The 13,185-nt window shown below is 70.3% G+C and carries 10 protein-coding genes and 1 pseudogene; 2 read left to right on the forward strand and 9 right to left on the reverse strand.

The window, feature by feature from the left end:
* Positions 1–597 (forward strand): annotated as a pseudogene (locus tag Q0Q47_RS07150) (RNA-binding protein); the annotation flags it as partial.
* Positions 598–605: 8 nt separating this feature from the next.
* Positions 606–1,160, forward strand: a complete 555-nt coding sequence (rsmD, locus tag Q0Q47_RS07155) for a 16S rRNA (guanine(966)-N(2))-methyltransferase RsmD (RefSeq protein WP_293856582.1) — start codon at positions 606–608, stop codon at positions 1,158–1,160.
* A 116-nt stretch (positions 1,161–1,276) separates the two neighbouring features.
* Here rsmD and mutL read toward each other — a convergent pair whose 3' ends face one another.
* The 9 genes from mutL to Q0Q47_RS07200 all read right to left on the reverse strand — a co-directional run bounded on the left by mutL (position 1,277) and on the right by Q0Q47_RS07200 (position 13,045).
* Complete coding sequence (mutL, locus tag Q0Q47_RS07160; protein ID WP_293856585.1) at positions 1,277–3,160, reverse strand: DNA mismatch repair endonuclease MutL; 1,884 nt, start codon at positions 3,158–3,160, stop codon at positions 1,277–1,279.
* A 90-nt stretch (positions 3,161–3,250) separates the two neighbouring features.
* A complete protein-coding gene (locus tag Q0Q47_RS07165) occupies positions 3,251–4,531 on the reverse strand; it encodes a pitrilysin family protein (RefSeq protein WP_293856588.1) in 1,281 nt (426 codons plus the stop codon).
* A 56-nt stretch (positions 4,532–4,587) separates the two neighbouring features.
* Complete coding sequence (locus tag Q0Q47_RS07170) at positions 4,588–5,883, reverse strand: pitrilysin family protein (protein ID WP_293856591.1); 1,296 nt, start codon at positions 5,881–5,883, stop codon at positions 4,588–4,590.
* A 159-nt stretch (positions 5,884–6,042) separates the two neighbouring features.
* Complete coding sequence (locus Q0Q47_RS07175; protein ID WP_293856594.1) at positions 6,043–6,750, reverse strand: hypothetical protein; 708 nt, start codon at positions 6,748–6,750, stop codon at positions 6,043–6,045.
* Between the two features lie 20 nt (positions 6,751–6,770).
* The gene (gene lspA / locus Q0Q47_RS07180; RefSeq protein ID WP_293856597.1) at positions 6,771–7,304 is read right to left on the reverse strand and encodes a signal peptidase II; all 534 of its coding nucleotides are present in this window, start codon (positions 7,302–7,304) and stop codon (positions 6,771–6,773) included.
* A gap of 63 nt (positions 7,305–7,367) precedes the next feature.
* Complete coding sequence (ileS, locus tag Q0Q47_RS07185; protein WP_293856600.1) at positions 7,368–10,445, reverse strand: isoleucine--tRNA ligase; 3,078 nt, start codon at positions 10,443–10,445, stop codon at positions 7,368–7,370.
* Between the two features lie 310 nt (positions 10,446–10,755).
* Positions 10,756–11,463: an HAD family hydrolase gene (locus Q0Q47_RS07190; RefSeq protein ID WP_293856603.1), complete on the reverse strand. Its 708-nt coding sequence runs from the start codon at positions 11,461–11,463 to the stop codon at positions 10,756–10,758.
* 13 nt (positions 11,464–11,476) lie between these two features.
* Positions 11,477–12,487 (reverse strand): bifunctional riboflavin kinase/FAD synthetase, encoded by a 1,011-nt coding sequence (locus tag Q0Q47_RS07195; protein WP_293856606.1) that lies wholly within the window; start codon positions 12,485–12,487, stop codon positions 11,477–11,479.
* A gap of 123 nt (positions 12,488–12,610) precedes the next feature.
* Positions 12,611–13,045, reverse strand: coding sequence for a MaoC family dehydratase (locus Q0Q47_RS07200; protein WP_293856609.1), 435 nt, complete (start codon positions 13,043–13,045; stop codon positions 12,611–12,613).
* Between the last annotated feature and the right edge of the window lie 140 nt (positions 13,046–13,185).

Below are 13,185 nucleotides of genomic sequence, written 5' to 3' on the forward strand. Positions count from 1 at the left end.
GGCGAAGAGCGCCCGGCCCGTCGCGACCGCGACGCCCCGCGCGGACGCTCTGCCCGTGACGAGGCGGCCGACGAGCGCCCTGCCCGTCCGCCGCGCCGGCATCCCACCGAGCCCGTCAAGAGCGTCTGGCGCGCCGAGGCGGACGCGGAGGATCGCCCCAAGGTCGCGCACGTGCCCAGGCGCGGCGCCGATCCCAAGGCGGCCCGCGCCGAGAGCGCCGAGCGCGAGCACGTCCGGGCCGGCAAGGTGACGGCCCGCAGCGGACGCTCCGTGCTCGTCGAGAAGGTGGCTCGCGATCCGGCCGCGCAGGCCGTGCGCGAGGCCAAGCCCCGCCGCACCGAGCGCCCTGCCCGCTCCGCCTGGTCGGACGAGGATCGTCCGGCCCGCCCGGCGCGCGACGGTGACGACCGCCCGCGGCGTCCGCGCTTCGACCGCGCCGAGGGTGACCGTCCGGCTCGTCCCCAGGGCGACCGGCCGGCCGGTGGCCGCAAGCCCGGTGGTTTCGGCGGCAAGCCCGGCGGCTTCGGCGGCAAACCCGGCGGATTTGGCGGCAAGCCCGGCGGCCGTCCGCCGCGCGGTCCGCGCCGCGACGGCTGAGGCCGCCCGTGCGGATCGTCGGGGGCCGGTTCAAGGGTCGCGCGCTCGCCGCGCCGAAGACCCATGCCGTGCGCCCGACCTCCGACCGGCTGCGCGAGACGCTCTTCAACGTTCTCGCGCACGCCTACGACGATCCGGTGGCCGACGCCCGCGTGCTCGACCTCTTCGCCGGCACGGGGGCGCTCGGCTTCGAGGCGCTGTCGCGCGGCGCGGCCTATGCCCTCTTCGTCGACGACTCGGCGGAGGGCCGCGGCCTGGTCCGCGCCAACATCGACACGTTGGGCGTCGCCGGCATCACCAAGGTGTTCCGCCGCGACGCCACGCGGCTCGGGCCCGCGCACCCCAACCAGCCGTTCTCGCTGGTCTTCTGCGATCCGCCCTACGGCAAGGGCCTCGCGACGCCGGCCCTCGCAAGCGCACTCTCGGGCGGCTGGCTCACGCCCGGCGCGCTGTGCCTGGTCGAGGAAGCCGCGGAGGCGGAGGTGACGCTGCCGGAAGGCTTCCACCTGCTGGAAGAACGCGCCTACGGCGACACCAAAGTCCTCTTCGCGCAGGCGGGCTGAGACCGACCGCCTAGAGCATCATTCCACCGAGTGGATGCCGGTTGGTGGAAAAAGATGATGCTCAATCAAGATCCTAGAGCGCAAACCGACCTGACGCAGTGAGGTCGGTTTGCGCTCTAGCGCCGCCCGAACAGCCGCTCCACGTCGGCGAGCTTCAGTTCGACATAGGTCGGACGGCCGTGGTTGCACTGACCGGACAGGGGCGTCGCTTCCATCTCGCGCAGCAGGGCATTCATCTCCTCGGGCCGCATGCGACGGCCCGCGCGCACCGAGTGGTGGCAGGCGAACGTCGCCAGCACGTGGTCGAGCCTGTCCTCCAGGGCCAGGGTGCCACCCCACTCCTCGAGGCTGGAGGCGAGGTCGCGCACCAGCGCCGACACGTCGGCCGCCGCCAGGGCGGAAGGCATTTCGGTGACGGCCACCGCGCCGGGGCCGAAGGATTCCAGCACGAGCCCGAGTTCCGCGAGCAGGCCGGCCTTGTCCACGAGACGCTCCGCCTCGACCGGGTCGAGATCGATGACGGCGGGGATCAGCAGCATCTGCCGGGCGATGCCGCGCTGGGCCCGGTCCTTCTTGAGGCGCTCGTAGACGAGCCGCTCATGGGCGGCATGCTGGTCCACGATGACGAGGCCGTCGCGGGTCTGGGCGATGATGTAGGTCTCGTGGATCTGCGCCCGCGCCGCTCCCAGCGGGCGATCGAACAGATCCACCACGCCGTCGTCGGCCCGCGCGTCCGCGGACGGCTCGGCGAGCGCCGCGAAGGCCGCCTGTGCCGCCTCGGCGAATCCCGAGGGTCCCGTTTCGCTCCGCCAGTCGGTTTCGCTCCGCCATGACGGACCGGGCGAGGACGACGGCGCCGCCGGCGACGCGCGCCAGTTCCAGTCGGCGACACGGGGCGCGTCGCGCCGGTCGAAGGACTGCAGGCTCGCGCCCGAATGCGGCACGATGGCGGGGCGCAGGGCATCGAGCGTGCGGGCCGAGACCGTGTTGGCGGCCCGGTGCCCCGCGCCGGCGAGCGCCTCCTTCAAGGCTCCGACGAGGAGCCCGCGAACCAGCCCGGGATCGCGGAACCGCACCTCGCTCTTTCCGGGATGCACGTTGACGTCGACGGACCGCGACGGGCACTCCACGAACAGGGCCACGGCGGGATGGCGGCCGGCCGGCACCACGTCGGCATAGGCGGCTTTCACCGCGCCCATGAGCAGCTTGTCGCGCACGGGCCGTCCGTTGACGAAGAGGTGGACGCCTCCCGCCGTCGGCCTGTGAAACGTCGGCAGGCCGGCGAGCCCGCCCACCACGATCTCTTCGCGGGTGGCGTCGATGGGGACGCTGTTGGCGACGAAGTCGGTGCCGAGAACCTGGCCGAGACGACGGGCCAGCGCGTCCGGCCCCTCGCCCTGGACGGCGGGATAGTCGAGCGCCGGCGTTCCCTCGCCGGCCAGCGCGAAGCGCACGCCGGGATGGGCCATCGCCAGCCGGCGCACCACGTCGGCCACGGCCTGGGCCTCGGCGCGGTCCGTCTTGAGGAACTTGAGGCGTGCCGGAGTGGCGAAGAAGAGATCGGCGACCTCGACGCGCGTCCCGCGGTCGAGCGCGGCCGGACGAACGGGGTGCTTGAGGCCGGCATCCACCAGGATCGAGGAGGCCTGCGTCGCACCGGCCGGCCGGGTCGAGATGGTGAGGCGGGCCACGGCGCCGATGGACGGGAGCGCTTCGCCACGAAACCCGAGGGTCTGGATGGCGAACAGGTCGCCGTCCGGGAGCTTGGAGGTCGCGTGGCGCTCGACGGCGAGTTCCAGGTCCTCCGGTCCCATGCCGCAGCCATCGTCGACCACGCGGATGAGGCGGCGCCCCCCGGCCTCGATCACCACCTCCACGCGGCGCGCGCCGGCGTCGAGCGCGTTCTCGACCAGTTCCTTGACGGCGGCTGCGGGACGCTCGACGACCTCGCCGGCGGCGATGCGGTCGACGAGCACGGGATCGAGGCGGCGGACCGGCATCGGCGGCTCCGGAGGCGAATCGGGCCCCATTCTACCCCGGCCGGGCGACCTGGCGCCGCTCCGGTTGAAGGCATCAATTCGGGTGCGAGATCACAACCCGACTGGCTTGCCGGCCACCGCCACGAGCAGCTTGCCGTCGCCATAGAGCCGGCGCGCCGTCCGCGCCACGTCCTCGCCGGTGACGGCCGCCACCAGCCCGTTGCGCCGGTCCATGTAGTCGATGCCCAGATCGTCGTTCTGGATGCGGACGAGCTGGCCGGCGATCTTCGTCGAGGTGTCGAAGTTCAGCGCATAGGACCCGATGAGATACTTGCGCGCCTTGTCGAGTTCGTCCGCCGTCGGTCCTTCCGCGACGAGAGAGGCGATCTGCTCCTGGATGATCGAGATGGACTCGGCCGCACGCTCGTTCTTGGTCGAGGTGCCACCCATGTGGAGCGCGCCGTGGTCGAACGGGGCGAGCTGCGACCAGACCGAGTAGGCCAGCCCGCGCTTCTCGCGAACCTCGCGGAAGAGGCGCGAGGAGAACACCCCGCCGCCCAGGATGTGGTTCACGACGACGGCCGCAATCCAGTCCGGGTCGTTGCGCATCAGGCCGCGGGCCCCGAAGCGGATCGAGGACTGGGGCACGTCCAGGGTGACGACCTTGGACGTCCCGACGCCCTGCGGGTCGGCCTGCGGCACCGGCACCAGGGACGCCTGCGCCGGCAGCGGCCCGAACACCCGGTCGAGTTCGCCCGCCAGCGTCTGCGCATCGATGGCGCCGACCACCGCGATCTTCAACGTGCTGCGGGCCAGGACCCGGCGGTGATAGTCGACGAGATCGTCCCGGGTGATCGCCGGCAGGCTCTCCAGCCTACCGTTCACCGTCCGCCCGTAGGGATGGTCGGGAAAGGCCGTCGCGAAGAAGGTGCGGCTCGCCAGCGAGTCCGGGTCGTTCGCCTCGTGCCGGATGCCGGCCTCGATCTGGGCCCGCACGCGCTCGAGCGGCTCCTCGTCGAAGCGCGGCTCGGTCAGCGCCAGCCGCAACATGTCGAACGCCTCGGCCCGGTGCCGCACCAGCGTGCGCAGATGGCCGCCGAAGCCGTCCCGGTCGGCGTTGAACCGCAGTTCGATGGCGAACTCGTCGAGCCGCTCATGGAAAGCCGACGACTCATAGGGACCCGCGCCCTCGTCGAGCACACCCGACAGGAAGTAGCCGAGGCCGGACTTGCCGGCAGGGTCCTGGGACGCGCCGCCGCGGATGGAGAACTCCAGCGCGACGAGAGGCACCGTGTAGTCTTCCACGAGCCAGGCCTCGATCCCTCCTGGGGAGACGACGCGCTGGATCCTGGAGGCGGAACTCTTCTCGATGCGGGTAACGGGGGCGTTCATGGCGGACTCGGTCGGTGCAGGACGGGAGGGCGTTCGTGGGCGGGCCGGGAGCCCGGTCAGGCAGCCTCGTCCTTGAGGAGATAGCCGGTGACGGCGCGGCGCCCGTCGAGCCAGCGCTGGGCGGCCTTCCGGACGTCCTCGCCGGTCACGGCGTCGATGTCGCGGGGCCACGCGGCAACGCTTTCGACGGTGCCGCCGGTGGCCAGCGTCGAACCGTAGATGCGGGCCAGCGATGCCTGGCTGTCCTGGGCGTAGACCGTGTCGGCGATGAGACGGGTCTTGGCGCGCGCGAGTTCGCGCTCGTCCACGCCGCCCGAGACGATCTCCGCGATGCAGGCATCGAGGTCGCCGTCGAGCGACTGCAGGGTCACGCCCGGGCGCGGCACGGCATAGAGGAGCAGGCGCGAGCGATCCAGCGCCGAACTCTGGTACCAGCCGCCGGCGGCCACCGCGACCTTCTGTTCCACCACGAGGCGCCGGTGGAGGCGTCCGGTGGAATGGGCGGCCAGGATCTGGACCAGCACCTCGAGGGCTTCGGCCTCACCCGGAGCGCCCGTCGTGTAGGACGGCACGAGATAGGCCTTCTGCAGCGAGGGCTGCTCGACCTTGGGGTCGGCCAGCGTCACGAGGCGGGCGGCGCGGGGATCGGGCTCCTGCGGCCGACGGCGCACAGGGGGCTCGCCACGGCGCGGGATCTGGCCATAGGTGCCCTCGGCGGCCTTGCGCACCTCGTCGGGCGTGACGTCGCCGGCCAAGACGAGAATGGCGTTCTCGGGCGTGTAGAAGCGCCGGTAGTAGGCCAGCGCGTCCTCGCGGTTCAGGCCCTCGATCTCGTGCATCCAGCCGATGATCGGCTTGCCGTAGGGGTGGTGCGTGAACAGCGTCGCCGCCACCGACTCGCCCAGCTGAGCGCCGGGATCGGTGTCGGTGCGCATGCGCCGTTCCTCGATCACGACGTCGCGCTCGGGATCGACGATGTCGTCGGTCAGCACGAGCCCCTGCATCCGGTCGGCCTCGAAGCCCATGACCGTGGCCAGGTGGTCGCGCGCCACGCGCTGGAAGTAGGCCGTGTAGTCGGTCGAGGTGAAGGCGTTCTCCTGGCCGCCCAGCTCGGCGACCACGTTGGAGAATTCGCCCTGCGGATGCTTCTCCGTGCCCTTGAACATGAGGTGTTCGAGGAAGTGGGCGATGCCCGACTTGCCGATTGGATCGTCAGCCGACCCGTTGCGGTACCAGATCATGTGGGTGACGACCGGCGTCCGATGATCGGGGATCACCACGACCTGCAGGCCATTGTCGAGCGTGAAGTCCGCGACGGTGGGCCCGGTGTCGGCGGTCGTCGTGGCTGTCATGGCGGCGGGCACTCCTGCGGGCGTGTTGAAACGGACGATGCGCGCCGGCGCGAAGGACGTCGGACGCCTTCCCTCATATAGAATGGGGGCCCGTCCAACGACAGACCCCCATGTCCTAAACTCTTCTTCAGGTCCGCCGGACCCGCAGTCGCGAAAGCCTCACTCGTCGTCAGGCGACTTGGGCTTCGGACGATAGGTGTTCAGCGGGTCCTTTTCCTCGCGGTCGCTCAGGCGCGGCGCGACCAGGGTCTTGCCGGCGTTCAGAGGCGCCTTGTTGGACGGAACACGCATGCCCGTGGGCGGATCGGTCAGGTAGCGGCGCGGAGGCTCCTGGCCGGCGACGAGCAGGTTCTGCTCCTGGGCCTTGGGCGCCATCGCCTTCAGCTTGTCGGGGGCGACCCAGCCGCTCTCCGCGAGGCTTCCCTCGACGACGAAGGGCGCGGGCTCGCTCGGCGTGGTCTTGCCATAGGTCCGGCCGCCCGGGATGTCGCTCGGCCGCCGCAGCTCGCCATCGAGGTACTTGCGGTCGGCACGCTCGCCGACCGGCGTCTTGCGGTACTTCTCCTCAGCGGCGCGGCGGGCGACGTCGGGATCGTTCGGCCACGCGGCGTTGCGCGCGGAGGCCGGAGCCTCAGGCGTCCGGAGCTTCATCTGCGGCGGCACGACCAGCGGTGCACGCTCGCGATACTCGATGTCGGGCTGCTCGTCCGACTTCAGCCCGAGGAGGCCGAGCATGCTGTCGAGCACGCCCGTCTGGGCCTGGGCCGGAGCGCCCGCGAGGAGAAACGCGCCGCACGCCAGGGCGGCAAGGCGGGCGCACATGCGCAGCTTGAGCACCATGGATGGCTTTCCCTGCTGTTGTGTCATCGAACTCTCGTGCCGCCTCATCACGGCTGATTTGAGGCGCCTTCGGACGTCCCGCCCTCGTTCGCCATGCGCGACGCGTGGCCGCGGCGTCCCTCGAGCACCAGCGAGTCATACAGAAGCAGGCCCACGCCTGCAACGATGGCCGAGTCCGCTAGGTTGAACACGTATGGAAATACAGGGATCCAGTAAAGAAGAACGAAATCGACGACCGCCCCGTAGACGAAGCGATCGACAGCATTGCCCAGCGCGCCGCCGATCAGCAGACCGAGGCCGAGCGCCAGGACCCACCCGGAGCTTCGCATGAGCCAGATGCCGAGCCCGACGGCCGCGGCGACGGACAGGACCACCAGGCCATAGCGGCCCCAATCCTCGTGCTGCTGAAACAGGCCGTAGGAAATCCCCCGATTCCAGACCATCACCAGGTCGAAGAGCCAGCCGACCCGGATGGGAGGGCTCTCCGGCAGGCGCAGGCCGTAGAGGATCCAGGCCTTCAGGGCCTGATCCAGGACGAAGGTCAGGGCGGCAAGGGAAAAGCCGAGCAGGCGGGGGGTCATGCCCCGACAGGTAGGACCTCGCCGGCGCGATGGCAACCGGCGAGGTGAAGGTCGGCGGGCCGTTCAGCCCGCGTGGGCCGCATCCCATTCCCGCATGGCGGCCGCATCACGCGGCGTGATGTCGGGGAAGTCGGGGTCGGCGCCGATCTCGGTGGAGAACTTCCATGACCGGGCGCATTTGCGCCCCGCGGCCGGCCTCGGCACGACGGCAACGCCCGGCACGTCGTCGAGCCGGAACGCGTCCCGCGGTCCTTCGCCGGTCATCAGCAGCAGGCCGGAGGTGATGCAGATCTCCGCGAGGTCGACGGTCGAGAGCAGGTCGCGCAGCCCGTCGTCGACGACGTGGAGCTCGGGCGCGGCCTCGAGCGACGCACCGATGCGCTTCTGGGCGCGCTCGATCTCGAGCGCCCCCGTCACCACCCGGCGCACGCGCCGGATCGTGGCCCACTTCTCGGCCAGAACGTCGTCGCGCCAGGACCCCGGGGTCTCCGGGAAGGTCTCCAGATGCACCGAGCCTCCGGTGTCTCCGTAGCGCGCAAGCCAGGCTTCCTCGGCCGTGAACACGAGGATGGGCGACAGCCAGACCGTGACCCGGCGGAAGATCGCCTCGATCACCGCCAGCGCACCCTGGCGGACCGCGCTCGACGCCGGATCGCAATAGAGCACGTCCTTGCGCACGTCGAAGTAGAACGCCGACAGGTCGCTGGTCATGAAGGACGACAGTTGCGAGACGACCCGCTTGTAGTCGAACTCCGCATAGGCCTCGCGCACCCCCGCGTCGAGCTCGGCGAGCCGGTGCAGCATCAGCCGCTCCAGTTCGGGCAGGTCGGCCGGCACGAGCGCGTAGTCGGGCCGGTGATGGGCGAGCGTGCCCAGCATCCAGCGCATCGTGTTGCGGAGCTTGCGGTAGGTCTCCACGAAGGTCTTGAGGATCTCGGGGCCGATGCGCAGGTCGTCCGAGTAGTCGGCGGCGGCCACCCACAGGCGCAGGATGTCGGCGCCGGAGTCGCGGATGACGTCCTGCGGGGCGGTCACGTTGCCCTTCGACTTGGACATCTTCTCGCCCTTCTCGTCGAGGACGAAGCCGTGCGTCAGCACCACGTCGTAGGGCGCCCTGCCCCGCGTGCCGCAGCTCTCCAGCAGGGACGAGTGGAACCAGCCGCGGTGCTGGTCGGACCCCTCCAGGTACATGACGGTGTCGCGGCCGCCGTCGACCCGCCGCTGCACGCCGGCGAGCCCCGGGAAGTGCTCGGGATCCTCCAGGGTGAAGGCGTGGGTCGAGCCGGAGTCGAACCAGACGTCCAGGACGTCGTTGACCTTCTCGTAGGCCGCAGCGTCGTAGTCGTTCCCCAGGAAGCGGGCGCCGGTGGCGTCCGAGAACCAGGCGTCGGCGCCCTCGGCGGCGAAGGCCTCGGCGATGCGCCGGTTGACCCGCTCGTCCTTCAGCACCTCGCCCGTCTCCCTGTTCACGAACACGGTGATCGGCACGCCCCAGGCGCGCTGGCGCGAGATCACCCAGTCCGGCCGGTTGGCGATCATGCCCGTGATGCGGTTCTCGCCGACCGCGGGAACCCAGCGGGTGTGGCTGATCGCCTTCAACGCGACGTCGCGCAGCGTCGCCTTGCGCCAGTCGGCGCCGAAGAGGCGCTGAAGGGTGGCGAGCGTCGCCGCGTCGGAGATGCCGTCGCCGATCGGCCGGTCCATCGCGATGAACCATTGCGGCGTGTTGCGGAAGATGAGCGGCGCCTTGGAGCGCCACGAATGGGGGTAGCTGTGCTGCAGCCGTCCCCGCGCCGCGAGCGAGCCCGTGGCCACGAGCCTCTCGATGACGCGGCGGTTGGCGTCGCCTTCGTTGCCCTTGTCGTCGAAGACGCGGGCGCCGGCGAAGAGCTTCACGTGCGGGAAATAGGCCCCGTCCGGCCCCACCGTGTGCGGCACCTGCTCCGTGCCGGCGGCGGCGAACAGCGCGCGGTTGGCGACGAAGGTGTTGTAGTCATCGGCGCCGTGGCCGGGCGCCGTGTGCACGAAGCCCGTGCCGGCATCGTCGGTCACGTAGTCGGCCGCCACCAGCGGGACGTCGAAGTCATAGTAGCCATCGGTGTCGGCAAGGCCGCGGAACGGGTGGCGGCACGCGCCGATGACGGACGGATCGACGTCGCAGACCCGCTCGAAGGCATCGGCCTTGGCCGCCTTCATCACCTCGTCCGCCAGCTTGTCGGCGATCACGAACAGTTCGCCGGGCTTCGTCCAGTTGCCCTCCGGCGCGGAGGCGACCCGGAAGAGGCCGTAGGAGATCGAACGCGAATAGGCGATCGCGCGGTTGGCGGGGATCGTCCACGGCGTCGTGGTCCAGATCAGCACCGAGGCCCGCGACAGGCTTTCGGCGATCCCGTCGGCCGCCGCTCCGCCGGCAAATCCAGCGAGCGTCCCCAACCGCTCGATCGGGAACTTCACCCAGATCGTCGTCGACTGGTGGTCGTGATACTCGACCTCGGCCTCGGCCAGGGCCGTCTTCTCGACCACGGACCACATCACGGGCTTCGAGCCACGGTAGAGCTGGCCCGACATCGCGAAGGACATCAGCTCGCGCGCGATCTGCGCCTCGGCCGGGTAGGCCATGGTGGAATAGGGGTGCGACCAGTCGCCCTCCACGCCCAGCCGCTTGAACTCCTCGCGCTGCACCGACAGCCAATGCTCGGCGAAGGCCCGGCACTCGCGGCGGAACTCGACGACGTCGACCTCGTCCTTGTTGCGCCCCTTCTTGCGGTACTCCTCCTCGATCTTCCACTCGATTGGCAGGCCGTGGCAGTCCCAGCCGGGCACGTAGTTGCTGTCGTGGCCCAGCATCTGCTGCGAGCGGGTGACCAGGTCCTTGAGGATCTTGTTGAGCGCGTGGCCGATGTGGATGTTGCCGTTGGCGTAGGGAGGCCCGTCGTGCAGGACGAACTTGGGCCGGCCCGCGGCGGTTTCGCGCAGGCGGCGATAGAGATCCATGTCCTTCCAGCGCTGCAGGAGCTGCGGTTCCCGCTGCGGCAGGCCGGCGCGCATCGGGAATTCGGTCTGGGGAAGGAACAGGGTCTTGGAGTAGTCGCGCGCGGACCCCTTGCTGGTGTCGCTGGCGGCGGAGGCGGCGTCGTTCATGGTGTCAACCGGATTGGGCCGGCCAGAATGGGCGGGCCTGACCTGAGAAGGGCATACGGCAAGGTATCCCGGACCTTCGCACGGCCTTTCGGCCTCACGCGAGGGCCGGGCCGGTAATTCGCGCAGCAAGGCGCCGTATCGTCGTCCGGACCACGGTCATGCCGCGCTTCTACCAGCGCCGGGCGCTGGAATAAAGCCCGGCCTGGCGCAAGCTGCCAAAAGCTGGAACCCGGCTTTTGCCCGAAAGCGTGCGACCATGGGGGGAGACCGAAGCGAGGTGCGTTCGCGTCGAAACGAAACGCGGCGTGCTTCAGTCCAGGGCCTCCAGGAGCGGCAGGAGTTCGCCCAGATGGGCGATCCGGTGGAAACGCGGTTCCTCCACGGGCTCGTCGGCGTGCTCGAGCGCCCAGGTGACGTGGTAGGGCACGTGCACCCCCACGGCGCCGGCGGCGATGGCGGGCAGGACGTCGGACTTCAGCGAATTGCCGACCATCAGGGCCCGGCTCGCCCCGTCGCCGTGGCGCGCGAACACCCGGTCGTAGACGGCCGGCGTCTTGTCGCTGACGATCTCGACGCCGTCGAACAGGGCGTCGAGGCCAGACTGCGCGAGCTTGCGCTCCTGGTCGAAGAGATCGCCCTTGGTCACGACCACGAGGCGGAAGCGCCCCGACAGGGCCTCCAGCGTCTCGCGTGCATGGGGCAGGATCTCGACCGGATGGGCGAGCAGCTCGCGACCGCTGCGCAGGATGTCACCGATCACCGCGGCCGGCACGTTGCCCTCGGTCACCTCGATCGCGGTCTCGATCATCGACAGGGTGAAACCCTTGATGCCGAAGCCATAATGGCCGACGTTGCGGCGCTCGGCGGCCAGCAGCCGGCCGCTGAGGTCCGCTCCCTCCGCGTGCGGGGCGAGCAACTCGGCGAAGCGTTCCTCCGTCAGGCGGAACCAGGTCTCGTTGTGCCAGAGCGTGTCGTCGGCATCGAACCCGACGGTGGTGATGCGACGGCTTCCGGACATCGCACCCGCCGTCTCAGCCGGCCAGCGGCAGGAGGCTCGGAGCGGGGATCTCCGCCCCGCGCGCCAGGGCCGTCCGGGCCTGCTCGCAGTCGATGGTCATGCGGGCGATCAGGGTCTCGATCCCGTCGAACTTCTCCTCGCCGCGGATCCAGGCGCAGAATTCCACGTCGAGCGTCTTGTCGTAGAGCGAGCCGGCGAAATCGAAGACGAAGACCTCGAGCAGCGGCGCGCCGTCGTCGAAGGTCGGCCGGCGCCCGAAGCTCGCCACGCCGTCATGCACCACGCCGTCGATGGCGAGGCGGACCGCGTAGATCCCGTGCCGCAGAGCGCAGTCGGGCGAGAGGCGGATGTTGGCCGTCGGAAAGCCGAGCGTGCGGCCCCGCTTGTCGCCGTGCTGGACCGTGCCGCGGACCAGCCAGCGCGAACCGATGAGCCTGGCCGCCGTCTCGACGTCTCCGTCGGAGAGCGCCGTCCTGATCGCGCTGGAGGAGACCGGGGCTCCGTCCTGCACGAGCGGGGCGATGACGTCCACGGCCAGGCCGAGTTGCTCGCCCTCCCGGGCGATGAAGGCCGGCGATCCCTCGCGTCCGCGGCCGAAATGAAAATCGTGCCCCACCGCGACGCCGCGCAGGCCAAGACGCCCGGCCAGGATGTCGCGCACGAACTGCGAGGCGGAGGTCGCCGCCAGCGTCGCGTCGAACGGCAGCACAACGGCGCCGTCGAGGCCCAGGGCCCGAGCCACGGCGAGCTTGACGGGCTCCGGCGTGAGCCGGAACAGCGGCGTGTCAGGCCTGAAGAAGCTGCGCGGATGCGGCTCGAAGGTCAGCAGCACGACCGGGGCGGACAACGCGCGGCCCATCGCCTCCGCCCGGGCGATGACGGCCCGGTGACCGCGGTGCAGGCCGTCGAAATTGCCGATCGCCGCGATCGCCCCCGATATGGCGGCAGGCACGTCGAGGCTGCGCGCGACGGTGAATCCGCGATCTTGTCGAGCACCGGACGGCGGGAGGGACGCTTCGCTCATGCAAGCCGTGTGTTTCTGCAAGCGATCTGCCGTGGGGAGCAAGCGGCTCCCGCAGCACGGGGGTCCGCCAAACGGCCGGCAACCTGACCGTTCACGCCGTTGCGGTCAAGCGTCGGGCGTTCCTCAGGCCGTCTGCGGGGTCGCGGGCACCATCACCCAGGCCTCGCCTTCGAGCACCGGCTTGCCATCGACCAGGCATTGGCAGTCCAGCCGCACCCGCCGGCCCTTCTCCACCATCTCCGCCACCTCGACCACGGCGGCCACGACGTCGCCGATCTTCACCGGAGCCAGGAAGCGCAGGGTCTGCGACAGGTAGACCGCCCCGGGGCCCGGCAGGCGCGTGCCAATGACGGCCGAGATCAGGCTGGCGGTGAACATGCCGTGGGCGATGCGCTGCCCGAACCGGCTGCGCGCGGCGAAGTCGTCGGACAGGTGGATCGGATTGACGTCGCCCGAGACCTCGGCGAACTGGTTGACCGTGCTGGCCATCACCGTGCGCAGCAGCGAATCGTGCATGCCGAGGCTGAGTTCCCCGTAGGTGTAGGTCTTGAGCGCCATGGGCCGTTCTCCTGTGCACTCCACCATCGCGTCCCGACCGCGTTCGGAAAATTAGACTTTGTTCGCCTAATTGCGTGTGCAACGCCGTCGTTAACACGTTTGCAATTGCGGTCGTCTATCTCTGTTGCTGTGGAAGGCTC

The organism is uncultured Alsobacter sp. (assembly GCF_945952055.1).
GTDB lineage: Bacteria > Pseudomonadota > Alphaproteobacteria > Rhizobiales > Beijerinckiaceae > Alsobacter.